Genomic DNA, 25413 nt, shown 5'->3' on the forward strand with positions numbered 1-25413 from the left:
TACTATTCTTTATAAAATATATTTTTAAGAAAGATTGTAAAATGAAGTTAGCCATATACAATAAAAAAATCAGCCCACTTGGAGCTGAAATTTACTTTTATTTATTAAGTTCAACTAAATTAATGCTTCCCCTTGAAATAATTTTCATCTCGCCAGTTAATTGGTAAATCCAATTTGATATAAAAGGTTCATGTGAAATAAAAATATAGTTTTTATCTTCATCTAAAGTTCTTAAAATGTCATCTATTCTTCCGCCAGCCAAATAATCCTTTACTTCATATTTCAAATCTAAATGTCTTGCTAAAATTTCTGCAGTTTCCTTTGCTCTTTCAAGAGGAGAAGAATAAATTACAAAAGAATTTTTATTTTCCAAATTATTTGTAAAGGCTTTGAACGATTCTTCCAACTTTCTTTTTCCCAAAGTTGTAAGTTTTCTCTTAAAGTCATCTTCTGCATAAATTTCTGCTTCGCCATGTCTTATAAAATATATTTTCATTTTATATTTTTTAAATTGTAAAAAGCATCAAATCCAAGATAATTTGAAAGGTCTTCTAATTCATCTTCAATGCGAAGGAGTTCATTATATTTTGCAACTCTCTCACTTCTTGCTGGCGCTCCAGTTTTTATAAATCCTGCGTTAGTTGCAACTGCAAGATCTGCAATTGTTGAATCTTCACTTTCTCCAGATCTGTGAGAAATTATTGCTGTGTAATTGTGCCTTTTTGCAAGTTCAATTGCATCTAATGTTTCAGTAATTGTTCCAATTTGATTTAATTTAATCAAAATTGAATTTGCAGAATTAGCATCAATTCCTTTTTGAAGTCTTTTAGTATTTGTAACGAAGAAATCATCTCCAACTAATTGAACCTTTTCTCCAAGAAGTTCTGTTAGATTCCTCCAGCCTTCCCAATCATCTTCTGCTAGTCCATCTTCAATCGAATAAATTGGATATTCATTTACGAGTTTTTCATAAAACTTTGAAAGTTCTTTGGAACTAAATTCACGTCCTTCACCTTCAAGAATATATTTCTTCTTGTCTTCATCATAAAATTCTGAAGCTGCTGCATCAATTGCAAGTACAATATCTTTTCCTGGTTCATATCCTGCAACTTTCACTGCTTCAATTATGCAATCAAAAGCTTTTTTATTTGATTCAAGATTTGGTGCAAAACCACCTTCATCGCCAACACCAGTTGAAAGTCCCTTGTCCCTTAAAACTTTTTTAAGTGCATGATAAACTTCTGAACCCATTCTAAGTGCTTCTTTAAAAGATTCTGCTCCTATTGGCATAATCATAAATTCTTGAATGTCCACATTGTTGTCAGCGTGCTCTCCACCATTTATTATATTCATCATTGGAATTGGCATTGTCTTTGCATTTACTCCGCCAAGATATTGATATAGCGGAAGACCCGCTTCATTTGCTGCTGCCCTTGCAACTGCTACTGAAACTCCCAAAATTGCATTGGCACCAAGTTCACCTTTGTTTTCTGTTCCATCAAGTTCTATTAACATTTTGTCAATTCCAAGTTGATCAAAAACATCAAAATAGATTAATTCTTCTGCAATTTTTCCATTTACATTTTGGATAGCCTTTTCTACACCTTTGCCATTATATCTATCTTCACCATCACGTAGTTCTACGGCTTCGTGAACACCTGTTGATGCCCCACTTGGCACGATTGCTGATCCAAATCCACCATTTACTGTTGCAACCTCAACTTCAACAGTTGGATTCCCCCTTGAATCAAGAACTTCTCTTGCATAAACATAATCAATTAAACTCATAATTCCTCCTAAAATAAACTTTCTCCAGTCATAAGTTCTGGCTTTTCTATATCTAAAATTTTTAAAATTGTAGGCGATAAATCGCAAAGTGCTCCGCAACTTCTAAGTTTTACATCCTTATTAAATACAAAAACTGGAACGGGATTTGTGCTATGACTTGTCACAATATTCCCCCTTTCGTCAATCATGTATTCACAATTTCCATGATCAGCAGTAATTATTGCCACGCCATCCTTTTCTTTTAAAACTTTTAGAATTCTACCTAAATCTCTATCAACTGTTTCAACTGCTCTTATAGCAGCTTTTAAATCTCCTGTATGTCCAACCATATCTGGATTTGCAAAATTTAAAATTATTACACCATATTTATCTTCATTTAATTTTTCTATTACAGCGTCAGTCACCTCATCTGCACTCATCTCTGGTTTTAAGTCATAAGTTGCAACCTTTGGTGATGGAATTAGGATTCTATCTTCCAACTCAAATGGCTTTTCACGTCCACCATTAAAGAAAAATGTAACATGAGCATACTTTTCAGTTTCTGCAATTCTAAGTTGGTTTATTTTATTTTTTTCTAAAACTTCTCCCAAAGTGTCCCTTGGAATTTCATCCTTAAAAGCGACAAACTTATTTTTTATATTTTTGTCATACTCCGTCATTGTAACAAGGGTTATATTTATTTTCTTCCTTTCAAACCCTCTAAAGTCGTCATCAACTAATGCCCTTGTAATTTGTCTAACTCTATCTGGTCTAAAGTTAAAAATTATAACAGAATCATTTTCTTCAATTTCAGAATTTTTTACAAATTTTGCAGGTTCTAAAAATTCATCAGTAATTTCTCTGTCGTAGGAATCTTTTATATAATCTAAAATATCTTCTTTTATAAAATCAATATCAGTTGTCAAATTATCATAATATTTTTTCGTTCTTTCCCATCTGTTGTCACGATCCATTGCATAATATCTTCCAGAAATAGTGGCAATTTCTCCATTGCCAACTTTTTTTAATTCCTCTTGAAATTCTCCAATATCATCAATTGCAGCATAAGGCGAAACATCACGTCCATCAGTGATTGCATGGATGTAAGTTTTTTCAACGCCTTCTTCTGCCATTAACTTGACAAGTGCCTTTAGATGATCAAAATGTGAGTGAACTCCACCTTTTGAAAGAAGTCCTACTAAATGCATTTTGGAATTATTTATTTTCGCATTTTCTATGGCTTTTATAAATTCAGGATTTTGGAAAAAATCGCCAGATTTTATTGACTCTGTAATCTTAGTCAAATTTTGATAAATTACTCTTCCTGCACCAATATTTAAGTGACCTACTTCAGAATTTCCCATTTGCCCATGAGGAAGTCCAACATATTCTTCACTTGCAAAAATTTCTGTATAAGGTGAGTTTTTATAAAGTCTATCGATTGTGGGAGTATTTGCTAGCTTCGCTGCATTTCCCACTTCACTTTTATTTATCCCAAAACCATCTAAGATTATTAACATTGTAGGTTTCATAAACTTTCACCACATTTAATTATTTCTATAAAATCATCTGCATTAAGACTTGCCCCACCCACTAGAACTCCGTCAATATTTTCCATGGATAGAATTTCTTTTGCATTAGATGGTTTTACTGATCCTCCGTATAAAATTCTAATTTTTTTAGAAATTTCTCCATAATTTTTATCAATTATTTTTCTAATTTCACTGCACATTTTTTCTGCATCTTCTTGTGAACAAGTCTTTCCAGTTCCAATTGCCCAAATAGGTTCATAGGCAATAGTTATATTTCCTAAATTTTCTATTCCCTTTAAAGAATTTAAAAGTTCTTCCTTTACAAAACTTAATTCCTCATTTTTTTCCTTTACTTCTAAAGGTTCACCGACACAAAGAATTACAGAAAGTTCATCTCCTAATGCTTTTTTTACTTTTGAACTTATAATATTATCATCTTCAGAAAAAATTCCTCTTCTCTCAGAATGGCCAATAATCACATCTTTTATTTGAATATCCTTTAGCATATTTGTAGAAACTTCTCCTGTATATGCACCATTATCAAACTCAGAAATATTTTGTGCAGCAACTTTTATTTCACTTTTTACATTTTTTCTAAGACTTTCAAGAGTTACAAAACTCGGTGCAATTAGCACGTCAACATTTCTAAACTCCAAATTATTCATTTTTTTTGCAAATTCAAGTGCTTCACTAGAAGTTTTATTCATTTTCCAGTTTCCGCAAATATATTTTTTTCTCATGCTTCTTCAACCGCCTCAATTCCAGGAAGTTTTTTACCTTCGAGCATCTCAAGACTTGCACCGCCACCAGTTGAAATGTGTGTTAATTTATCAGCAACTTCTGCTTTTTCAACTGCTGAAACAGAATCTCCCCCTCCAACAATTACAGTTGCGTCAAGTTCTGCCAAAATTTTTGCAAGCTCAATTGTTCCACTAGAAAATTCTTCAATTTCAAAAACTCCACAAGGTCCATTTAATACAACTGTATTTGCACCTTTAAGTGCAGATTCAATATTTTTTAAACTTTCACTGCCAAGATCAAGAATCATATCATCTTCATCCACATCTTCCACATATTTATGCGTGCCCTTTGCATCTTCAGAAACTTCAGGCGCAACAATTACATCTATTGGCAAAATTAAATCAACATGATTTTCTATTGCCTTAGCCATGATTCTCCTTGCAAGATCTAACTTGTCATCTTCTACAAGAGATTTTCCAACTTCAAAACCCTTAGACTTTAAGAAAGTATTTGCCATCGCACCAACAATAACAAGTTTATCGACTTTTTCAAGCAAATTTTCAATTACGCCAATCTTATCAGAAACCTTTGATCCCCCAAGAATTGCAGCAAAAGGTTTCTCAGGATTTTTTAGTGCATCTTCAAAATATTTAATTTCTTTTTCAACTAAAAGACCTACACAAGATGGCAAAAATTCTGTAATTCCAACATTTGATGCATGTGCTCTATGTGCAGTCCCAAAGGCATCATTTACAAAAATATCTCCAAGAGATGCAAGTTTTTTTGCAAATTCAGCATCATTTTTTTCTTCGCCCTTTACGAATCTAAGGTTTTCAAGAAGAGCAATATCACCTTTTTTTAAATTTGAAACTTCTTTTACAACTTCTTCATCAACAACTTCCCTTGACGAAATAAATTTAACATCTCTTTTTAATAATTCAGATGCTCTTTTCGCAACAGGTTCAAGAGAAAGTTCTTCTTTGTACTCTCCCTTAGGTCTTCCAAGATGACTCATAAGAATAACTTTGGCACCATTTTCCAATAAATAATCAATAGTTGGGATAGCCTTTATAATTCTATCATCACCAGTAACTTTTCCATCTTTAAGAGGAACATTAAAATCCACTCTCACAACTGCAACTTTATCATTAAAATCAAAATCTCTAATAGTTTTTTTCACATTACACCTCTTAATTTCGAATTTTATTAGCCTTAATATTTAAATTATACCATAAATTAAATTATAGAGAGTTGAAGTTTATATAATATGAATATACTTTTATTTTTGATAACTAAAATTTATTATTTTCTTAAAATTAAAAAAGACTACCAATAAGCTAAGGTAGTCCTTTTAAAAATTTTATCAATTTTTATTCTTTAAAGAGAATTTTTTATTTTTTCTGCTCTTTCAATAAGCTTATCTTTTCCTAAAAGATAAAGAATATTTTGCATTTCTGGACCATGAACATTTCCTGAAATTGCTGCTCTAGTTGGCATATAAAGTTTTTTGCCCTTAATTCCAGAGTCTTTTTGAACTTCTTTCATTAATCCCTTTGCTGTTTCCATGTCAATTTCATCATGAGATTTTACAATTTTTATAAAAGAATCCAAAAGTTCTTTCACGTGTTCTTGTGCCAATTCTTCTTTTGCAGCTTCCTCTGTTATTTCAATATCTCCAAATAAGAATGAAATGTGTTCTGGAATATCTTCTAATTTGTCAACTGCTTCTCTAACTGTGTCAATCAAAACTTTGTACCATTCAAAGTTTTCTCTTATTTCTTCTTCTGTCAAAAGTCCTGATTTTGTTACAAAAGGTATGGAAAGTTCAGATAATTTATCTAAATCATAGGATTTAATGTAGTGAGCATTTACCCAGTTTAGTTTATCTGTGTCAAAAATTCCACCACTCTTTCCAACTCTTTCAAAGCTAAACTTTTCCACCATTTCATCAAGACTCATAATTTCTTCTCCATCTTCTGGTGACCAACCTACAAGAGCAAGATAATTTATAAGACCTTCTGGAAGATATCCTCTTTTTCTAAAATCTTCGACAGAAACGTCCCCTTGTCTTTTTGAAAGTTTTTTTCTATCTTTATTTAAAACCGTTGGAAGATGAACAAATTCTGGTGCTTCCCAACCAAAACATTCATACATAAAAACGTGTTTTGGAGTAGAAGGAAGCCATTCCTCTCCTCTTACAATGTGAGTGATTCCCATTAAGTGATCATCTACAATTACTGCCAAGTGATATGTTGGAAAACCATCTGACTTCATCAAAACTTGATCATCAATTTCATCTGTGTTTATTGTAACTTTTCCACGAACTGCATCGTGAAAAGTTATGTCTTTGTTTTTTGGAAGCTTTAATCTTATAACATAATCTTCACCGGCAGCAACTCTTTTCTTTGCTTCTTCAAGAGGAATTCCACGACAAAGACCATCATACTTAGGAACTTTTCCCTTAATTCTTTGTTCTTCTCTTAAATTATCTAGTCTTTCTTTGGAACAAAAACAATAATAAGCATATCCCTTTTCGATCAATCCATCTACATATTTTTTATAAATATCAAGTCTATTTGATTGAATATAAGGACCGCAATCTCCAACTTCTGTTATCTCTCCGTCTTTAACAACTACACCTTCGTCATGAGTTACTCCAGACCATTCAAGAGATTCAATTAAGTTTTCTATGGCACCTTCAACATATCTAGTTCTATCTGTATCTTCTATTCTTAAGACAAATTTGCCATCATTTTTCTTTGCAAACAAATAATTATAAAGAGCTGTTCTAAGTCCTCCAATGTGAAGGTATCCAGTTGGTGATGGTGCAAATCTTACTTTAATATCTGACATTTATATTTCATCCTTTCTACTTTGCCGTAATTTCTATAATTTGATAGTAAGCCCAGTGATCTCTTTTTAAATCATCAAATGGGTTCTTTGAATATTTATCTAAGAAAGATTTATTTATCTTTCTATCCAAAACTTTATTAAAAATAGTTGCAGCTTCTGCTCTTGTTATTTTATCATTAGGTTTAAATTCATCTTTAGACTTTCCAACCATTATACCATGACTTGACAAAGTGTTAATAGCATCTTTTGCCCAATAATTTTCCTTTACATCTTTAAAATCAATTGGATTATTGCCTTCTTCTAATTTTAAATAATTTGCCATCATACTTGCAAATTGAGCTCTAGTCATCGCTTCATTTGGTTTAAAAGTACCATCCTCATAACCAGATATAAGGCCCTCTTTTTCTATAAAAACTAAATCGTCATAGTACCAAGCATCTTCTCTTACATCTTTAAAAGAAGAAAAATCATTGGCATTTGACTTTTCATCAATCACTCTTTTTAAAACAGATGCAGCCTCTGCTCTTGTTATTTTTTCATTGGGATAAAATTTATTTTCTGATACACCAGCCATATAAGGTTTTCGTACGACTTCAACTGATTTTACAAGTTCTTCCAAAGACTTCTCTATTTCATCAGAAGAAACTTCACTTTTTACAACAACATATTCAGCAGATGCGATTGCAGCACGAATTCGCTTTTCATTTTGATCTCCTGCCTTTGCAGTTGAAAGATTTTTTGCGAAATCCACATAATCATTTAACTTATCGAGAGTTTTTACTGTGCTGTAAAGTTCCTTCTCATCATTATTTTCATTTACAAGTTCTTCTGACTTCTTTGACTCAACGCTTGGTTTTACAATATAATCAAGACTTGCCTTTTTGTCATCAGTTTCAGATGCAATCCTAATGTAAGATCCCTCTTTTAAATTTAAATTATCTACTTTAAAATTCCCATTAGCATCAGAAACCACATTGGCAACAACTTTTTTATCTAATGCAACTCTAACTTTTGCATTTTTCTCAGTCTTTCCTACAATTTCGCTTGAACCATCATAGACATCTGTAATAGAAAGAGCTCCATTTTGAGTCTTAGTAGAAGATTCTAAATTTTTTTGGTCACTTTTAGTTTCTCCAGCCTTGTCAACATAACTTAACACAAAGGAATTTTTTAAATTAGAACTAGCTCCAACATCACTTTTTACTTTCGTTTCAATTTCAAGATTTAAGTTGTCCCCTTCTATAACTGAAAGATCATTTGCATTAATTGTAACAATATTTTGTTCTTTTCCCTTTATAGAAGTAGTCCTTATATCTAATTTCCCCTGAGATTCCTTTCCATTTAAAAGCTTAGTGTTTTTAACCTCAATTGATTTATCTAAAAGAAGAGTAACAGAAAAAGAAGAATATTTACTTTTATAATCCTTTGGAAGATTTATAATTAAATTATACTTAAGTGTATCGCCATTTTTTGCCTCAGAAACAGCAGGCTGCTCTAATACAACTTGAATATCCTCCGCAGCAAAAACATTTACAAAAAGTGTAAAAGCCATAACTATGTATAAAAATATTTTTTTCATAAAAAAGCCCCCTTAATATATTAATTATACTAAAGGGGCTTTGACAATTCAATAAATGAGTATTTTTAAATTCTATCTCCATTAGTTTCTTTTGAATTTATGAAATAAAACATAAATATTGAAACTAATGCCGAATTCAAAAATGCCATTGGCAAGGTGTAAATATTAAGACTATAAATATATCTTTTTAAAAAGGTAAAATTGGTCTTAAATATCTTAGTGTAAAAATAATTGCCAATATATACATTACAGGGCTAACTTCCTTTGCTCGTCCTGTTGTTACTTTTAAAATCACATAGGAAATCATCCCAACAGAAATACCTTCTGCAATTGAATAAGCAAAGGGCATTGTTGCCATTGTTAAAAATGCTGGAACAGATTCTGTATAATCATCTAATTTTATTTGATTTATTGGACTGATCATAAAAAGTCCTACCATTACAAGTGCTGCCGATGTCGCTTGTGCTGGCACAATTGAAAATATCGGGAATAAAAATAGTGAAAGTAAAAAGAAAAAGGCACATGATATTGATGTAAGTCCAGTTCTTCCTCCATCTGCAACTCCTGATGCTGACTCAACAAAAGTTGTAACTGTACTTGTTCCAAGAAGTGCTCCCACAACTGTTCCCACTGCATCTGACAAAAGAGCACGACCAACACCTGGTAAATTTCCATCCTTATCAATTAAATCTGCTTTAGTTGCAACACCAGTTAAAGTTCCTACTGTGTCAAATAAATCTACAAATAAAAATGTAAACATTACAGAAAACATATCAAATGTAAATAAATCTCCCCAGTGAAGTTTGAAAGCAACAGGTTTAAGTGATGGTGGAAGTGAAAAAATCATTCCATCTGGTAGACGTGTAACCCCTAAAATAAGTGCAAGTATTGTGCCAGTTACAATTCCGTATAAAAGTGCTCCTTTAACATTTTTTGCAGTTAAAAGTGCCATTACCATAAGTGACACTATAAATACAAAGGATGGCCTTGATGCAATTTCTCCAAGAGCTACTAAAGTCGCATCATTGTCAACTATAATACCAGCTGAAGTAAGCCCTACTAAAGTTATAAATAGTCCAATACCCACTGACACTGCATTTTTAAGTGACATTGGTATTGATGTAAATATTACCTCACGAACATTAAAAAAGCTCATCACTATAAAGATTATACCTTCCAAAAATACCGCTGTTAGTGCATAAGACCAATCGTGACCCATGGAGAGTACAACTGTGTAAGTGAAAAAGGCATTTAGCCCCATCCCTGCTGAAAGTGCAAAAGGCAAGTTCGCAAATAATCCCATAAAAATCATTGCAATGATTGATGAAATAATAGTCGCAGTGAAAACTCCACCCTTGTCCATTCCAGTTTCAGATAACATATTTGGATTTACAACTAGAATATATGACATTGTCATAAAAGTTGTAAGTCCTGCAAAAAATTCTGTTTTGGCATTTGTCTTTCTCTCATTAAGAGAAAAAGTCTTTTCTAAAAAACTTGAATTTGTTTCCATTTTTCCTCCTCATATAATATAAATTCAGTTTTTATTTTATCACATATATAAAAATTTGACATAAGGACTTATAATTTTAAACTATTTTATAAAGACAATTTAAAATAAAAAGACTCTTGAAAAATCAAAAGTCCTTTAAGTCTATGAATATTTAAAAATCTTTTCTCTCGGCTAAAATTCTTGAAATGATATAAATTATTAAGATGAAAATAATTAAAGATGAAAATAAAACTAAGCTGCTTCTTCCTTCAATTACTTCAATAAAAAATCTTGATGGATTCTTTCCAATTGAGCCTAACAATGGAAGAAATGCTGGCAAGCTTGTGAAAGTTGTCCCAACGCCACTATTTTGACCAAAGTAAAGATAAATTGGAATATTTATAAGATAATAAGCCATTATAAAAAGCACAAAGAAAAATCCAACCTTAAATTCTTTGCCTTTCATTTCAACATTTTGCAAAACATATGCAATTAAAAAAGCATCTATTATAAAAATCATTAAAACTTTTAGAAACTTTTCATTTATTATGTCCCTTCGTGATGTGCCAAGACTTAAAAAATATGGCTTGCTCTTGTCCACTACCATTCCTTCGCTAGATATTATATATAGCACATAGTGAACTAGGAGGGCTGACATAAATAATATGGCAAAAGCTTTATCTGCAAATAAACTAAACTCCTGTGAAAAAAGTCCAAGACTCTTTAAGGCAAAAACTATCCCTATAAATATGAAATAGGAAATAATAAATTTTTTTCTAATTTTAAAATTATTTAATAAAAGTATTTTCATATTATGTGCCCCTCCCTCAGATATTTTGTAGAGTATTTGTAGTCCAAATAAAAAGATCCACAGATAATTATTATTGATCCTATTATTAAGAAAAGTTTGTAGTTCACCAAACTTTCATAATAGGCTGCATAAGTCATGGCAAAAAATATTCCTAATCCTATAAACAAAAGGGCGTAAATGAAAACCACAATTCCCCTTGCATACTTTGTCTTTAAAATATGGCTAAAGCTGAGGCTTAAAAAATCTATGGCTATAAATACATTTACATACATATTTATGAAAAGTTCCTTGTCCTCTCCATTGCTAAAAATTAGTCCAATTAAAAATATAATTGATGTAATGAGAAACGTTATTAGATTTTTTATAATTTTAGCAAGAGAATAATCCTCTATCGAAACTGGCATAGTCATAAACTTTTCAAAATCCTTAAAATTATCTCCGAATACAACTTGCGCCCTAATAGTAAATACCAAAGTAAATGCCCATTGAACAAAAAACTTATTAGAAATTTCTCTTGTAATCACCACACTCAAGGCAAGAATTACTCCAATAAAAATTGCAAAGGGAAGTGCCATCTTCTTTACAAGCTTAAAGTCGTTTAATAAAACTGCCTTCATTTTGCACCTCTTGATAAAAATATCATTATATCCTCTACATTAACTCTATCTACAATTTCATTTGGATAAAATTCTTTAAATACGTCAACATTTTTTATAAGTGCCTCTGTGGAATACTTATTTTTTCTTGTTCTTAAAATAAAGTCGCCGTAATCTTCTAAATTTTCTTCAGTCGTTTTTAATATTCCATAATTTTCTATTAAAGTATCCTTTTCATCGTAGAAAATTATTTCTCCATCACGAATGTAAATAATGTAATCCGCAATTTTTTCTATGTCAGACAAAATATGTGAAGAAAATAAAATTGTCCTATCGTCATTTCTTATATAGTCAAATAAAAATTCTATTATTTCATCGCGAATCACTGGATCAAGACCAGATGTTGGCTCGTCTAGAATTAAAAGGTCTGGCTTATGGCAAATTGCAGAAATTATTTTTAATTTCATTAGATTTCCTGTGGAAAGTTCCTTTAACTTTTTATTTTTTGGCATTTTAAATCTATTTACACAGTCATAAAACATTTTTTCATCAAAATTTTTATAAGCAACCTTTAAAATATCAACAACATCTTTTACTTTGAAATTATCGCTGAAAAAAGAGTTAGAAAGAACTGCACCAATTTCTTCAAAACTTTCTTTGTGTACTTTTTCTCCAAAAATTTTTATTTCACCATCGTATTTATACAAATCTAAAATACATTTTAAAAATGTAGTTTTTCCTGCACCATTTTCACCAATTAGACCAATAACTGCACCCTTAGGAATTTCTAAATTTTCTATATTAAGTTCAAAATCCTTAAATTCTTTATTTAAATTTTTTATTTCTATACTATTCATAGTTCACCCACTTCATCTAATGTTTTTAAAATCTCTTGCAATTCATCTAATTTGATTCCTGCCATTTTTGCAACTGTCATAGCATCATAAAAATGTCTTTCGATTTCTGTAATTGCATTCTCTCTCACCATTTCTCCATTTAATCTTTTTACGAAAGAACCTTTCCCAGTCATAGAATAAATGTAGCCCTCTTGCTCCAAGTCATTATAAGCTCGCTTTGTCGTTATAACAGAAACTTTTAAATCACTGGCAAGAGTTCTCATTCCGGGAAGAGATTCATCTTCCTTTAAATCTCCAGAAATAATTTGAGCTTTGATTTGATTTTTTATCTGCTCATAAATTGGAACACCACTGTCATTTGAAATAATAATTTTCATTCACAACACCTCAAGTGTATATACTTTATATTTACACTATAATCCCATGAAATAAAATTGTCAAGAGTTTTATAAAATTTTTGCAACAAAAAAAGACTAAATTTAATTAGCCTTCTCTCATCTTTTCATATACAGATTTTTCCCAAAGATTTTCATCCCGAATGTATTTTGAAAATATAAAAACTCCAAAAAATATAATTGAACTTACTATTGAAAACAAGGTTCCTTTTAAATCATAATGTTGTCCAGAAAATATGTCTTTAGGAAAGTCTGAGACAAATAATAAGGCAAGATTGTTGTTTAAGTAGTGAATCATAACAGGTGCCCAAATTGACTTTGTCCTATTGTAAGTATAAGTTAAAAATATTCCCAAAAATGTGCAAAATACAAGTTGTACAAGTATTGAATAAACTTGCGATGTCAATAGTCCATCTGAGTAATAAAATAAATTAAGAGGCAAGTGCCATATTCCCCAAATAAAACCTGTGAGTAAAACAGATTTTTTAATGCCATAAATTTCTTTTAATCTTGGTGCTAAATATGCCCTCCAACCGTATTCTTCTCCTATAAATGGCATAATATTAAAAAAAGAGAAAATAATAATAGAAATAAAAACTTTTAAATTATTAAGATTAAAGATTTTTATAAATTCCATTGCTTCTCCTTCTAATATGCATCCAATAAATAATCTAAAAAAATATATAAATATAAAAATTAAACACATGAGAAATGTCATCTTTTTATTTGGATTATCTAGAGATACTTTCTTTTTAAGATCTTCATCCATGATGAAAATAGCTATTATCATTGCAATAGCTGATATTAAAATTATAGTGCCTGAAAAGCTATCAAAATTTGGATAAAAAATATTTATTATAGCAAATACAAATATACAAATACTTGTAAATATATGAATTTTAAAAGGAAAAATCTTTAAAATACTTTTATCTTCTTTATATAACAAGGCTATTACAGCTAGAAATGGCATAAACATTTGAAATAATGGATAAATATTTGTGCTTATATTGTGCAGTTTGCAGTAATAAATTGCAAATCCCATTATATAGGGAATTATAAATGTCACACACATAAAAAATTTTTAAATCTTTTTTCATAAATCCTCCTTAATATTTTAAAGTACTGTATTAAATATATATAAGATATTAAATAAAGTCAATTACTTCTTTTTAAAACTTTTTTGTGATAATATATTATATGGATGGTGATATTAATTGAAAGTACATAAAAAAGTAGATATATTTTTAGAAAAAAATATTAAAAAATTTTATACTAATATAGACATAGATGGAGGAACTTTTTTAGTGGTAAAAAACCTTGCTAAGATGTGTATTTTTTCTATAATTTTTGCTATAACTTTTTTTATTTTATCTAGTTTTAAAAATTCAAATTATTTTTTAAGAATGAATATTATTAGCACGTCTAAAGCTTTTTTAACTTTAGCTATATTTTCACTTGTTATTAATTTTTGTATATTTATTTTTCAAAAAGTTAAACAATAAAAATACCGGCAGAGAATTTCTCTGTCGGATTTTAACATGAATTTTATTTATTTTTTCTAAATCTTATTTTCTTTTGTATTTCTCCAGCTAAAAGTGGTATTACTGCTGACCCTATTACAACTCCAATTTCTTTTAGTCCTAAATCCATTAATTCAAAGGCATCATTTAATACTGGCACATAGATTACTACAAGCATTAGTATAAATGAAAATGCTGTTGCCATTACTAATTTTTTGTTTGTGAAAACTCCAATTTCAAAAACTGTCTTGTCAACTGATCTTGATGTATAGGCTCTTAAAAGTTCACAGATTATTAATGATGAAAACGCCATTGTTCTAGCATGGGCAATTCCTTCACCTATTCCGTACCATTTAAGACCAACTAAATATGCGATAAGTGTTGCTACAGTTATTGCAATGGATTGTATTGCAACTGTAATTTTTATTTCTTTATCAAGTATTGGCTCATTTGGGTCACGAGGCTTTTCATTCATTATGTCTGATTCTCCTCTTTCAACTCCAAGTGCAAGTGCTGGGAATGAATCTGTCACTAGGTTAAGCCACAATAATTGAATCGGAACAAGTGGAACTGGCAAATTCATTAAAATAGAAATTAAAACTATAAAGACTTCGCCCAAGTTACATGAAAGAAGATATGAAACGAATTTTTTAATATTTGAATAAATAATTCTACCTTCTTCAACTGCATTTACAATTGTGGCAAAATTATCATCTGTCAAAATTACTTCAGCAGTATTTTTAGCAACGTCTGTACCTGTTATTCCCATGGCAATACCAATATCTGCCCTCTTTATTGCAGGTGCGTCATTAACTCCGTCACCTGTCATCGCTGCGATATGTCCATTTTGTTTTAGTGCAGTTACAATTTGAACTTTATTTTCAGGAGAAACTCTTGTGAAGACAGATTTTTCTTTTACAATTTCTCTAAGTTCTTCTTCGCTCATTTCATTTAATTCTCTTCCCATTATTGCTTCATCATCTGATGTTGCAATACCGAGATCTTTTGCAATTGCAAGTCCTGTTTCAAGATAGTCACCTGTAATCATTATAGGCTTTATCCCTGCTGTTTTACATTCTTCTATTGCAGATCTAACTTCTGGTCTTGCTGGGTCAATCATACCAGTAAGTCCTACAAAAATCATATCCTTTTCAATATTTTCAGAACTTATTTCTTTTGGAATATCTCTATGTTTTTTATAAGCATAGCCCAAACATCTAAGTGCAGATCTTGCAAACTCATTATTTTTATCTAAAACTTCTTTTTTGAGTCTATCATCTAATGGAACTTCTTTTCCATCAATTAAAATTTTGTCACATCTATTTAATACAATATCTGGTGCACCCTTTGTGAAAGATGCAATATCGTCAAAATAATTATTGTGAAAAGTTGTCATCATCTTTCTTTCAGAATCAAAAGGAATTTCCTCTATCCTTTCAAAATTTTCATAAAGATTTTTTGTAGAATGACCTGCCTTTTCTGCAAAAGTTAGAAGTGCTCCCTCTGTTGGATCTCCTGTGATTGATGCTTCGCTTCCCTTAACTTTCAATTTTGAATCATTAGTTAGTGCTGCGATTGATGATAAAAGTTTCAAGTTTTCATCTTCATCTACATGAGTTTTTTTGTCATCTTTTATGACTTCTCCCTTTGGTAAATAACCTGTTCCTGAAACTTCATATACATTTCCATCAGTAAATACTTTTGTAACTGTCATTTCATTTTGTGTAAGTGTACCAGTCTTATCTGAACAAATTACTGTTGTAGTTCCAAGAGTTTCCACTGCTAAAAGTTTTTTTACTATGGCATTTTTTTCTGCCATTTTTCCCATTCCAATTGAAAGTACAATTGTAACAATAGCTGGAAGCCCTTCTGGTACTGCTGCAACTGCAAGAGATATCGCAGTCATAAACATATCGAGAGGATCGTGTTTATAAATTAGTCCTACAACCATTACAATAGCACAAATAACTATTACTAAAATTCCAAGTGTTTTTGAAAGTTTTGCAAGTTTTTTTTGTAAAGGAGTTTGCTCATCGGAAACTGTAGCAATTGATGTCGCAATTTTACCAATTTCTGTATTGTGCCCAGTTTCTACAACAACTCCCTCTCCTCGTCCATAGGTCACAATAGTCGAAGAGTATGCTAGATTTTCTCTATCACCAATTTCCATTTTGCCATCATAAACTTTATCATAAAATTTTTCAACAGAAACAGATTCTCCAGTAAGAGATGATTCATCAATTTTTAAATTTGATGATTCAATAAGTCTTAAATCTGCTGGGACAATATCTCCCGTTTCTAAAACAATAATATCCCCTGGCACAATTGTGTTAGAATCAACTTCCATGTGCTCGCCATCTCTTATTACCTTTGCCTTTGGTGAAGACATTTTTTGAAGAGCTGCTATGGCTTCTTCTGCCTTTCCCTCTTGGCGAATTGAAAGTATTGCATTTACAATTACAATTGCGATAATAATTCCTGCATCAAGTGCTTCTCCAATAAAAATAGATATAATTGATGCTGCAATTAAAATTATTATCATCGGATCTAAAAATTGTTCCTTTAACTTTTCTCCAAAAGATTTTTTCTTTTCTTCTTCTAAAGCATTCTCTCCATATTCTTGAAGTCTTTTTTTTGCATCATCTTCTGTCAGTCCACTCTCCTTAGTTGTTGAAAGGTTTTTTAACGTTTCTTCAGGCGACTGATTGTACCAATTTTTCTCCATAATTCCCCCTATTCTAAAATTTAAAAAAAGACCGCATATATATATATAATATACATCGGTCTCACATACTTAATAATAAGCTTTCCAGCCGGGCAATGCCGTAATGACGACTGAAAATTTAAAAGTTACTCCCCAAAGTGAATAAATTATATCAAATTATTCTAATAAAAACAATTTTTTTCTAAAATAATTTATAAAAATATTACTCAAAAATTTTAATCCAAATTATTTTTTTGGAACAATTTTTTCCATTCCACCCATGTACATTTGAAGTGGCTTAGGAATTTTAACACTGCCATCCTCTTGAAGAAGATTTTCTAAAAATGCAATTAACATTCTTGGCGGTGCAACAACTGTGTTGTTAAGTGTATGTGCAAGGTAAGTTCCATCTTTGCCACGAAGTTTAATATTAAGCCTTCTTGCTTGTGCATCTCCAAGGTTTGAACAAGATCCAACTTCAAAATATTTATTTTGTCTTGGAGAGAATGCCTCAACATCAAGAGATTTTACTTTTAAATCTGCCAAATCACCTGAACAACATTCCAAAGTTCTCACAGGAATTTCAAGTGAACGGAAAAAGTCAACTGTGTTTTGCCACAATTTTACAAACCAATCCTTTGAATCTTCTGGTTTACAAATTACAACCATCTCTTGCTTTTCAAATTGGTGAATTCTATAAACTCCTCTTTCTTCGATTCCATGTGCTCCAACTTCTTTTCTAAAACATGGAGAGTAAGAAGTCATTGCAAGGGGCATATTTTCTTCTGGGGTAATTGTGTTTATATATTTACCAATCATTGAATGCTCTGAAGTCCCAATTAAATAAAGATCTTCACCTTCAATCTTATACATCATATTTTCCATTTCAGCAAAACTCATTACACCAGTAACAACATCTGAACGAATCATAAATGGTGGGATGTGATATTCAAAACCACGATCAATCATAAAATCTCTTGCATAAGATAAAATTGCAGAGTGAAGTCTTGCAATATCACCCTTTAAATAATAAAAACCTGAACCAGAAGTATTTCTAGCAGAATCTAAATCAATTCCGTCAAAAGTTTCCATAATATCAACATGATAAGGAATTTCATAATCAGGGATAACTGGTTCTCCAAACTTTTCAATTTCCACATTTTCACTGTCATCTTTTCCTATCGGTACACTTTTATCAATCATTTGTGGAATTACTTGCATTCTCTTTTTAAGCTCTTCAGCAAGATTTCTTTCAGATTCTTCTAATCCTGTTATTTCTTCATTTATTTCAGCAACTCTTTTTTTAGCATCCTCCGCTTTATCTTTTTCACCCTTTTGCATAAAACTTCCAATTTCCTTTGACGTTTTATTTTTTTCTGCACGAAGATTATCTCCCTTAGTTTTTGCATCTCTAAGTTCTTCATCTATCTTTATAACTTCATCAACAAGTGGAAGCTTATCTTCTTGAAATTTTTTTTTAATATTTTCTCTTACAGCTTCTGGGTTTTCTCTTACAAATTTAATATCTAACATATATCCTCCCTTAAATTAAAAAAAGTCCCTCAATCCCTAAAGGGACGAGAAACCCGCGTTGCCACCCTAATTAACCTAATGGTTCACTTAAAATTAAATAGACTATGAGGTGGATTCGTTTTAAAAATTTTACAGATTTACACCAAACATCTGCTCTCTAAAAAACTTTTTAAAATTACTATTCTCAGTTATTGTCTTTTGTAGTTTTTTTCATTATATCATAAGGAAAAATTTTTTCAAATACTTTTAAATTTTATTTCTTTTTCAAATACTTTATAAGTGCAAGTATAGCTAGTATTACAAGTATAAAAATTGCAATTTCAAAAATTATATAAAAAACTGATGCCATCATCATTTTGCTTGAAATTTCCATAAAACACTTCCCCTCGTTATTTTTTCAAATACTTTATAAGTGCTAGTATTGCCAAAATTATAAGTACAAAGATCGCTACATAAAGAACAATCCCAAAAATTGCCATTCCATTTGCAATTGCCATAAAATACACCTTCCTCTATCAAATTGTACCACATAAACAAATCATATCAAAATATTTCATTATATATATAAATTTTTGTTATAATACACTAGAGGTGATGAAATGAGAGAGTTTTTACTTTCCCAAGGCATTTCAACAGAACTACTAAATGATGTAGATGAATTTATAGAAACACATGACTTAAATAAAAATTTTGAATATAGAATTCCAAAAATAAAATATAAATACTACGGCAAAAAAACTTGGGAGAAGGCAATTGTAGCAATTTTATCTGGAGAAAATATACTTCTATCTGGTCCAAAAGCAACTGGAAAAAATGTACTTGCAGAAAATTTAGCATACCTTTTTAAAAGACCCCTTTGGACAATTTCCCTTAATATCTCCTCTGATCCAGCAAATTTAATTGGATCAGATACTTTCAAAAATAACGAAGTTACTTTAAAAAAAGGACCAGTCTATGAAGCAGCAGAGCAAGGTGGCTTTGCAGTTTTTGACGAAATAAACATGGCAAAAAATGAAGCCCTTTCTGTTGTGCACTCAACTCTCGATTATAGAAGAGTCTTGGATATTTCAGGATATGATAGATTAAATCTTCACGATGCGACAAGATTTATTGCGACAATGAACTACGGATACATTGGCACTCGAGATTTAAACGAAGCACTTGTTTCAAGATTTTTAGTAATTGATATGCCAACTATTTCTGAAAATGACTTGGCAAAATTATTTAAAGAAAATACAAAATTAAATAATGGTGCAATAAAAATCTTTACAAAATTATTTTTAGATTTACAAGAAAAATCTTTAAATTCAGAAATTTCTTCCAAATCAATTGACCTTCGTGGACTTCTTTCTTCCATAGAACTTATGAATAGAGGTCTTGATATAAAAGACTCGCTTGAACTCGGCATCGTAGACAAAACCTTTGATGATTACGAAAGAGAAATTGTTACAGATGTAATTGACACTCTCTTTTCAAAAAATATGGATAGAGCTGATTTATTTGAATGATGAAAATAGACTGAAAAATATTTTTTGGACTGTATCTGATTTTTATGAATATGACATCTTTAGCTTTTCATTAAAACCTATTGACTCCTATGAAGCCGCCATACTGGGCTATGCCATTAATTACTTCGATTTTTATGTAGTAGATGATTTCTTCAAAAAGTTTGTAAATAATTTAAATAATAAAAAAGATTTGTGGGAAATTTCAAAATTAATTTTAGAAAATATTTTTTCAGAAGAAATGATTATAGAAAGACCAGGAACAGCCGACTTCAAAATATATCACTTTAACAAAATTTTGAAAAATTTAAGCCGAAAAGAAATAATTTTAACAACAGAACTTAAAATTGGATATATCCAAAAAGAAAGAGGAATGTACCCCAAAGTTCAAAAAATTTTGGAAGAAATGTTAAATGAAATCTGTAATTTTAAATCAAAGAACACCTGTGAATATTTAGACTTTTTAAAATATATCTTTAAAAAATATTTTCATATAAATAAAGACCTCTCAAATAACTGGGACATGGATTATGAAGAATTTAAAAAGGAAATAAAATCAAATTCATCTTCTAAAAAAAATAAACCTTACAAAAGAAAAAAATTTATAGACAACACCTTTTTAGAAAAATACAATATCGAATCAGCAGAGTTTACATTTTTTAACGACGACTTTAGAGATGTAAATGTTAAGGAAGACTCTCTTCCCAAAAATTTTAGTGACCAAAACATTTACAAATCTCTACAAAAACGCTATGGAAAGGAAAATATAAATAGATACATTTCAGATAAAATAGAAGAGGAAATTTCAACAGGAGTTCACAATGACATTAAATTTTATTTTCCAAGTGGCGAATTTGGAAATAAAAATTCCTATTATGCTGAAGAAGAAAAAAATAATTATCTCGATAATTTAAAATTTTACGAAGAAAATAAATTACAAAATCAAAGGGCGATAAGAGAACTATCTGCCACAATAAAAAATTCTCTACTAAAAGAATCAGAAGATGAAATAATAAAATCGACTTCAGGAAAAATTATTCCATCAGAAATTTGGAAAGCTAAAGAGCTAAATCAGAATAAAATTTTTAGAAAAATAAATAGAAAGGATTCCAATGAAATTTTTGTGGACATTCTCCTTGACTCATCAGCATCACAAAATAATAGAAAGGAAATCGTGGCAACAGAAAGTTATATTATAGCAGAAGCACTGACAAGCTTAAATATAAAGACTAGAATTTTTTCTTACAATAATTTTTACAATTATATTGTTCTAAAAAAATATAGAGACTACAATGACCCATCCTCAAAAAACAAAAATATCTTTAAATACTCACCAAGTGGATCAAACAGGGATGGACTTGCAATAAAATTTATGCGTCACTTGATTTCAAAAAATTATGACTCAAGAAGATTTTTAATAATCCTAACCGATGGACTTCCCTTTGATGAAATTGACATTGGAATAGTAGGTGCCTCAAAGATTCCTGGAGAAAATTATAAAGATGAAGCTGCGGTAATGGATACGTCAAAGGAGATACTCCTTACAAAACTAAAAGGTATAAACACCTTTGGAGTTTTCACCGGAAAAGAATCAGAAAGTTCAAATATAAAAAAAATCTACGGCAACGATTATGCCTATATAACCGATGTCGCAAGATTCCACAAAATCGTGGGAATATTTCTAAAAACATATGCAAATAAAATAGAGTAGATAAAGTAAAAAGCCCTCATTACTGGCTTATGCAGTAATAAGTGGCTTTTTAATATTATTTCTATTTTAAATCCTAATTTTACTAGACTTATTGAATAAATTAAATTTTCATTATTTGAAAGTCTTTAAAGCAACACTGATACAATTTCAAAGATAATTCTAATTAATCTAATTGTCATCATCTTATTCATTTTGCAACTCAACTATCAACATAAAAATCTTATTTACTCATAAAATGCTTGCAGGCTTTTTCCATCCTCTTTAGACCTTCTACAATATCATCATAACTACTTGCATAAGAAAATCTAATAAAGCCTTCTCCTGCTGTTCCAAATACTGTACCTGGAACAACAGCTACACACTCTTCGTTTAAAAGGTACTCACAAAATTCTTCTGCACTCACACCTACACCTTTTATATTTATAAAGGCATAAAATGCACCGTCAGGATTATTCAAACTAAGACCCTCAATTGAATTTACCTTTTCTACAATATAATCACGTCTTCTCTTATATTCTTTTACCATTTTCTCTACATCATCTTCTGCATCCTTAAGAGCAGTTACACCTGCGTGTTGAACAAAGGATGCTGCACAAGATGTATTGTGTTGATGAATAATATTTAATGTTTTAATAAAATCTTCTGATGCTGCAATATATGCAAGACGAAAACCAGTCATGGAAAAAGTTTTTGAAAAACCATTTATTGTAATAGTTCTTTCTTTCATTCCATCAACAGATGCAATTGAAAAATGTTCCCTATCACCATAAATAATCTTTTCATAAATCTCATCAGAAATCACAAGCAGATCCTTTTTTTTTGCAAAATCTGCTAGTTTTTCAATAGTTTCTCTTGTAAGCATTGATCCAATTGGATTAGATGGTGTAATAATTACAATTGCCTTAGTTTTTTCTGATACAAGATTTTCCAATTCCTTAAAATCTATTTGAAAGTCATTTTCTTCTGAAAGATTATAAGACTTTGGTTCTGCTCCCATTATATGAGCTGTATTTATATAATTTGGCCAACATGGATTTGGAAGTAAAATTTCATCTCCCTCTTCCAAAATTAATGAATATGAATCATAAATTGCCTCACTTGCACCAGCTGTTATTAAAATTTCTTTTGCAGAATAATCTAAATTATTTTCATTTCTAAGTTTATCTGCAACAGCTTCTCTAAGATCCATTATTCCAAAATTAGAAGTATAAAAAACTTCTCCTCTCTCAATGCTCTTTATAGTTGCTTCTTTTATAACCTGTGGAGTATCAAAGTCAGGTCTTCCAACTTCAAAGTGATAAACTCTCTTTCCATCTCTTTCCATTTCAAGAGTCTTTTCATTTATCTTTCTAATTCCTGACGGCGCTACTTTATTAAACTTTTCACAAATAAAATTTTTCATACTTCCCTCCAACATTATGAATTAATTATTTTTTCAACAGAGCTTCCCTCTATATTTCCACCTGTAACTATTAATACTAACTTATCTCTTTTATCATATTTTATTTTACCTTCCAAAATTGCACCAAGTCCAATTGCAGAAGAAGGCTCAACAATTAATTTTTCTTTATTATACAACAAATCAAGAGCTTTTTTAATATTTTTATCTTCACAAGTTACAACATCATCTACTAAATCCCTTACAATGGAAAAAACTTTATCGCCTGGTTTAATTGACTGAAGTCCATCGGCAAGAGTCTTTCCTTTTTTTACTTCAGTTGGTCTATTTTCTTTTAAAGATCTAGTGTATCTAGCTATATTAACTGGCTCAACACCAATTACCTCACTCCACCTTGTTACACCCTTTGTGTACATTGCTATACCTGAAATAAGACCACCTCCTCCAATTGGAACAATCATTTTTAAATGATCCATTTTATTTAAAATTTCAACAGCAATAGTACCTTGACCTTTCAAAATATCTTCGTCATCATAAGGATGAATAAAAGTCATATTTTCTTTTTTAGCAATTTCATTTGCAACTATAAATCTCTCTTCAACACTTGAAATAATTACTTCAGCGCCTAAATCTTTTATCATTTTTCTTTTTATTTCAGTCGCAGTATCAGGGAGAATGATTTTTGCAGGAATGCCAAGCATCTTTGCACAAGTTGCAACACCTTTTCCATGATTTCCACTAGAAGCAGTTATCACTCCACCCTTTAACTCATCATTAGAAAGCTTTTTAATTTTATTTAGAGCACCTCTAATTTTAAAAGAATTTGTCTTTTGCATATTTTCAAGTTTTGCATACACGCTTGTCCCAAGATATTCTGAAACATAATTAAGTCTAACAAGAGGTGTTTCATAAATATCATCTCTAATTCTCTCTCTAGCCTTTAAAATATCTTTATAACCATTTCTATAATCCAAAATTTTCCTCCCTTTTAAAATCTTTTACATTGCTAATTTTTTATATTATAAAAATTATAATATGATAAAGAGAATTTGTAAAATCATATTTTAATATATCATCAAACTAATTTATCTAAGATTATAACAAATAAAAAAGAACTCCAAATTTTAAAATGAAGTTCTCAAAAAAGTTCTTTATACTTTATACTAAAATAAATAGTTCTAAAATATTTGTTGGTGATAAAAAATATTCTTTAACAGATATTTCTTTGAATAAAAAAATGGTGACCCATGCGCGATTCGAACGCGCGACACCTTGATTAAAAGTCAAGTGCTCTACCGACTGAGCTAATGGGTCACATAAAACAAATATATGAAATTTTCAATAAAAAATCTGTGACATTCACAGATTAAAAATGGCGGAGAGGAAGGGATTCGAACCCTTGTGGGCTTGCACCCTAACGGTTTTCAAGACCGCCCCGTTATGACCACTTCGGTACCTCTCCACAAATATAAAATTTTAAAATGGTGACCCATGCGCGATTCGAACGCGCGACACCTTGATTAAAAGTCAAGTGCTCTACCGACTGAGCTAATGGGTCATATTATTAAATTGGCTGGGGTGGCAGGACTCGAACCTACGCATGCCAGAGTCAAAGTCTGGTGCCTTACCGACTTGGCTACACCCCAATGCTTTTTAGGTTTGGCGCACCTAGGAGGATTCGAACCCCCGGCACATGGATTAGAAGTCCATTGCTCTATCCTACTGAGCTATAGGTGCTTATATGGAGCGGGTGAAGGGAATCGAACCCTCGCAACCAGCTTGGAAGGCTGGGGCTCTACCACTGAGCTACACCCGCATAAATAATTTTATTAAGTTATTTGGTGGAGGAGAGTGGATTTGAACCACTGAAAGCTAAGCTAACGGATTTACAGTCCGTCCCCTTTGGCCAACTCGGGAACTCCTCCATGTGATTTCCCATAAGTTTTATTGGAGCTGGTGGGAGGACTTGAACCCCTAACCTACTGATTACAAGTCAGTTGCTCTACCAATTGAGCTACACCAGCTTAATTAGTTGCATTTTTTATACTTACTAATTTTTATTGGCGACCTGGATCGGGTTCGAACCGACGACCTCCAGCGTGACAGGCTGGCATTCTAACCAACTGAACTACCAGGCCATTTCTTGGTGGACACAATAGGGCTCGAACCTATGACCCCCTGCTTGTAAGGCAGATGCTCTCCCAACTGAGCTATGCGTCCATTCTGGTGACCCTGCCGAGAATCGAACTCGGGATACCACCGTGAAAGGGTGGTGTCTTAACCGCTTGACCACAGGGCCTTATTTGGTAGCGGTTCATGTAACACAAACCGTATTTTAAATGGTAGCGGCGAAGAGATTTGAACTCCTGACACTACGGGTATGAACCGTATGCTCTAGCCAACTGAGCTACGCCGCCA

19 protein-coding genes, 12 tRNA genes and 1 other annotated feature are annotated in these 25413 nt (G+C 31.1%); of the genes, 2 read left to right on the forward strand and 29 right to left on the reverse strand.

What is annotated here, in order from left to right:
• Positions 1 to 97: 97 nt before the first annotated feature.
• From RH95_RS04360 to serS, 15 genes are all read right to left on the reverse strand, one after another.
• Entirely contained in the window at positions 98 to 496 is a 399-nt protein-coding gene (locus RH95_RS04360) for a SixA phosphatase family protein (RefSeq protein ID WP_010244978.1), read from the reverse strand.
• Positions 493 to 1788, reverse strand: a complete 1296-nt coding sequence (gene eno, locus RH95_RS04365; RefSeq protein WP_010244980.1) for a phosphopyruvate hydratase — start codon at positions 1786 to 1788, stop codon at positions 493 to 495. The genes RH95_RS04360 and eno overlap by 4 nt, the downstream gene beginning before the upstream one ends.
• Positions 1789 to 1796: 8 nt before the next feature.
• Positions 1797 to 3299 carry a 2,3-bisphosphoglycerate-independent phosphoglycerate mutase gene (gpmI, locus tag RH95_RS04370; protein ID WP_010244983.1) on the reverse strand — a complete coding sequence of 501 codons (1503 nt, stop codon included), beginning with the start codon at positions 3297 to 3299 and terminating at the stop codon, positions 1797 to 1799.
• Entirely contained in the window at positions 3296 to 4039 is a 744-nt protein-coding gene (gene tpiA / locus RH95_RS04375) for a triose-phosphate isomerase (RefSeq protein WP_010244986.1), read from the reverse strand. The genes gpmI and tpiA overlap by 4 nt, the downstream gene beginning before the upstream one ends.
• Positions 4036 to 5220: a phosphoglycerate kinase gene (locus tag RH95_RS04380; protein ID WP_010244989.1), complete on the reverse strand. Its 1185-nt coding sequence runs from the start codon at positions 5218 to 5220 to the stop codon at positions 4036 to 4038. Before RH95_RS04380 ends, tpiA begins: the two co-directional genes overlap by 4 nt.
• A gap of 197 nt (positions 5221 to 5417) precedes the next feature.
• Complete coding sequence (gltX, locus tag RH95_RS04385; protein WP_010244992.1) at positions 5418 to 6893, reverse strand: glutamate--tRNA ligase; 1476 nt, start codon at positions 6891 to 6893, stop codon at positions 5418 to 5420.
• Between the two features lie 16 nt (positions 6894 to 6909).
• Positions 6910 to 8472 carry an S-layer homology domain-containing protein gene (locus RH95_RS04390; protein ID WP_010244994.1) on the reverse strand — a complete coding sequence of 521 codons (1563 nt, stop codon included), beginning with the start codon at positions 8470 to 8472 and terminating at the stop codon, positions 6910 to 6912.
• Positions 8473 to 8659: 187 nt separating this feature from the next.
• Positions 8660 to 9985, reverse strand: a complete 1326-nt coding sequence (locus RH95_RS04395; protein WP_010244997.1) for an NCS2 family permease — start codon at positions 9983 to 9985, stop codon at positions 8660 to 8662.
• Positions 9986 to 10136: 151 nt separating this feature from the next.
• Positions 10137 to 10775, reverse strand: coding sequence for an ABC-2 transporter permease (locus RH95_RS04400; RefSeq protein WP_010244999.1), 639 nt, complete (start codon positions 10773 to 10775; stop codon positions 10137 to 10139).
• Positions 10772 to 11392 carry an ABC-2 transporter permease gene (locus tag RH95_RS04405; protein ID WP_010245002.1) on the reverse strand — a complete coding sequence of 207 codons (621 nt, stop codon included), beginning with the start codon at positions 11390 to 11392 and terminating at the stop codon, positions 10772 to 10774. Before RH95_RS04405 ends, RH95_RS04400 begins: the two co-directional genes overlap by 4 nt.
• Entirely contained in the window at positions 11389 to 12228 is an 840-nt protein-coding gene (locus RH95_RS04410; RefSeq protein WP_010245005.1) for an ABC transporter ATP-binding protein, read from the reverse strand. The genes RH95_RS04405 and RH95_RS04410 overlap by 4 nt, the downstream gene beginning before the upstream one ends.
• Positions 12225 to 12605 (reverse strand): GntR family transcriptional regulator, encoded by a 381-nt coding sequence (locus RH95_RS04415; protein WP_010245008.1) that lies wholly within the window; start codon positions 12603 to 12605, stop codon positions 12225 to 12227. The genes RH95_RS04410 and RH95_RS04415 overlap by 4 nt, the downstream gene beginning before the upstream one ends.
• 106 nt (positions 12606 to 12711) lie before the next feature.
• The gene (locus tag RH95_RS04420) at positions 12712 to 13599 is read right to left on the reverse strand and encodes a CPBP family intramembrane glutamic endopeptidase (RefSeq protein WP_235777710.1); all 888 of its coding nucleotides are present in this window, start codon (positions 13597 to 13599) and stop codon (positions 12712 to 12714) included.
• A 569-nt stretch (positions 13600 to 14168) separates the two neighbouring features.
• Entirely contained in the window at positions 14169 to 16868 is a 2700-nt protein-coding gene (locus tag RH95_RS04430) for a calcium-translocating P-type ATPase, SERCA-type (RefSeq protein ID WP_010245014.1), read from the reverse strand.
• A gap of 225 nt (positions 16869 to 17093) precedes the next feature.
• A complete protein-coding gene (gene serS, locus RH95_RS04435) occupies positions 17094 to 18380 on the reverse strand; it encodes a serine--tRNA ligase (protein ID WP_010245016.1) in 1287 nt (428 codons plus the stop codon).
• 37 nt (positions 18381 to 18417) lie between these two features.
• Positions 18418 to 18581: a binding site (T-box leader), on the reverse strand.
• Between the two features lie 398 nt (positions 18582 to 18979).
• On the opposite strand from serS, the gene RH95_RS04440 reads away from it, so the two are divergent.
• Both RH95_RS04440 and RH95_RS04445 read left to right on the forward strand, forming a co-directional pair.
• Entirely contained in the window at positions 18980 to 19888 is a 909-nt protein-coding gene (locus RH95_RS04440; protein WP_010245019.1) for an AAA family ATPase, read from the forward strand.
• Positions 19881 to 21596 carry a vWA domain-containing protein gene (locus RH95_RS04445; RefSeq protein ID WP_010245022.1) on the forward strand — a complete coding sequence of 572 codons (1716 nt, stop codon included), beginning with the start codon at positions 19881 to 19883 and terminating at the stop codon, positions 21594 to 21596. Before RH95_RS04440 ends, RH95_RS04445 begins: the two co-directional genes overlap by 8 nt.
• A gap of 220 nt (positions 21597 to 21816) precedes the next feature.
• Here RH95_RS04445 and RH95_RS04450 read toward each other — a convergent pair whose 3' ends face one another.
• The 14 genes from RH95_RS04450 to RH95_RS04515 form a co-directional block, all read right to left on the reverse strand.
• Positions 21817 to 22998 carry a pyridoxal phosphate-dependent aminotransferase gene (locus tag RH95_RS04450; protein WP_010245025.1) on the reverse strand — a complete coding sequence of 394 codons (1182 nt, stop codon included), beginning with the start codon at positions 22996 to 22998 and terminating at the stop codon, positions 21817 to 21819.
• 14 nt (positions 22999 to 23012) lie between these two features.
• A complete protein-coding gene (locus RH95_RS04455) occupies positions 23013 to 23969 on the reverse strand; it encodes a threonine ammonia-lyase (RefSeq protein ID WP_010245028.1) in 957 nt (318 codons plus the stop codon).
• Between the two features lie 264 nt (positions 23970 to 24233).
• Positions 24234 to 24309 (reverse strand) — tRNA-Lys (locus RH95_RS04460).
• A gap of 59 nt (positions 24310 to 24368) precedes the next feature.
• Positions 24369 to 24457 (reverse strand) — tRNA-Ser (locus RH95_RS04465).
• 20 nt (positions 24458 to 24477) lie between these two features.
• Positions 24478 to 24553: transfer RNA gene (locus RH95_RS04470), tRNA-Lys, on the reverse strand.
• A gap of 12 nt (positions 24554 to 24565) precedes the next feature.
• Positions 24566 to 24641 (reverse strand) — tRNA-Gln (locus RH95_RS04475).
• 14 nt (positions 24642 to 24655) lie between these two features.
• A tRNA-Arg gene (locus RH95_RS04480) sits at positions 24656 to 24732 on the reverse strand.
• A 5-nt stretch (positions 24733 to 24737) separates the two neighbouring features.
• A tRNA-Gly gene (locus tag RH95_RS04485) sits at positions 24738 to 24811 on the reverse strand.
• A 23-nt stretch (positions 24812 to 24834) separates the two neighbouring features.
• A tRNA-Tyr gene (locus tag RH95_RS04490) sits at positions 24835 to 24920 on the reverse strand.
• Between the two features lie 23 nt (positions 24921 to 24943).
• Positions 24944 to 25019 (reverse strand) — tRNA-Thr (locus RH95_RS04495).
• A gap of 37 nt (positions 25020 to 25056) precedes the next feature.
• Positions 25057 to 25133 (reverse strand) — tRNA-Asp (locus tag RH95_RS04500).
• Positions 25134 to 25139: 6 nt separating this feature from the next.
• Positions 25140 to 25215 (reverse strand) — tRNA-Val (locus tag RH95_RS04505).
• A gap of 4 nt (positions 25216 to 25219) precedes the next feature.
• Positions 25220 to 25294: transfer RNA gene (locus tag RH95_RS04510), tRNA-Glu, on the reverse strand.
• 41 nt (positions 25295 to 25335) lie between these two features.
• Positions 25336 to 25412: transfer RNA gene (locus tag RH95_RS04515), tRNA-Met, on the reverse strand.
• Position 25413: the final 1 nt, after the last annotated feature.

It is taken from the genome of Peptoniphilus rhinitidis 1-13 (genome assembly GCF_000246925.1).
Classification (GTDB): Bacteria; Bacillota; Clostridia; order Tissierellales; family Peptoniphilaceae; genus Peptoniphilus_A; species Peptoniphilus_A lacydonensis.

Excerpts from the sequence above, each read along its gene's own strand:
- RH95_RS04360 (WP_010244978.1), bottom strand. The coding sequence starts at position 496 with ATGAAAATATATTTTATAAGACATGGCGAAGCAGAAATTTATGCAGAA.
- eno (WP_010244980.1), bottom strand. The coding sequence starts at position 1,788 with ATGAGTTTAATTGATTATGTTTATGCAAGAGAAGTTCTTGATTCAAGG.
- gpmI (WP_010244983.1), bottom strand. The coding sequence starts at position 3,299 with ATGAAACCTACAATGTTAATAATCTTAGATGGTTTTGGGATAAATAAA.
- tpiA (WP_010244986.1), bottom strand. The coding sequence starts at position 4,039 with ATGAGAAAAAAATATATTTGCGGAAACTGGAAAATGAATAAAACTTCT.
- gltX (WP_010244992.1), bottom strand. The coding sequence starts at position 6,893 with ATGTCAGATATTAAAGTAAGATTTGCACCATCACCAACTGGATACCTT.
- RH95_RS04390 (WP_010244994.1), bottom strand. The coding sequence starts at position 8,472 with ATGAAAAAAATATTTTTATACATAGTTATGGCTTTTACACTTTTTGTA.
- RH95_RS04395 (WP_010244997.1), bottom strand. The coding sequence starts at position 9,985 with ATGGAAACAAATTCAAGTTTTTTAGAAAAGACTTTTTCTCTTAATGAG.
- RH95_RS04400 (WP_010244999.1), bottom strand. The coding sequence starts at position 10,775 with ATGAAAATACTTTTATTAAATAATTTTAAAATTAGAAAAAAATTTATT.
- RH95_RS04405 (WP_010245002.1), bottom strand. The coding sequence starts at position 11,392 with ATGAAGGCAGTTTTATTAAACGACTTTAAGCTTGTAAAGAAGATGGCA.
- RH95_RS04410 (WP_010245005.1), bottom strand. The coding sequence starts at position 12,228 with ATGAATAGTATAGAAATAAAAAATTTAAATAAAGAATTTAAGGATTTT.
- RH95_RS04415 (WP_010245008.1), bottom strand. The coding sequence starts at position 12,605 with ATGAAAATTATTATTTCAAATGACAGTGGTGTTCCAATTTATGAGCAG.
- RH95_RS04420 (WP_235777710.1), bottom strand. The coding sequence starts at position 13,599 with ATGTTTATGCCATTTCTAGCTGTAATAGCCTTGTTATATAAAGAAGAT.
- RH95_RS04430 (WP_010245014.1), bottom strand. The coding sequence starts at position 16,868 with ATGGAGAAAAATTGGTACAATCAGTCGCCTGAAGAAACGTTAAAAAAC.
- serS (WP_010245016.1), bottom strand. The coding sequence starts at position 18,380 with ATGTTAGATATTAAATTTGTAAGAGAAAACCCAGAAGCTGTAAGAGAA.
- RH95_RS04440 (WP_010245019.1), top strand. The coding sequence starts at position 18,980 with ATGAGAGAGTTTTTACTTTCCCAAGGCATTTCAACAGAACTACTAAAT.
- RH95_RS04450 (WP_010245025.1), bottom strand. The coding sequence starts at position 22,998 with ATGAAAAATTTTATTTGTGAAAAGTTTAATAAAGTAGCGCCGTCAGGA.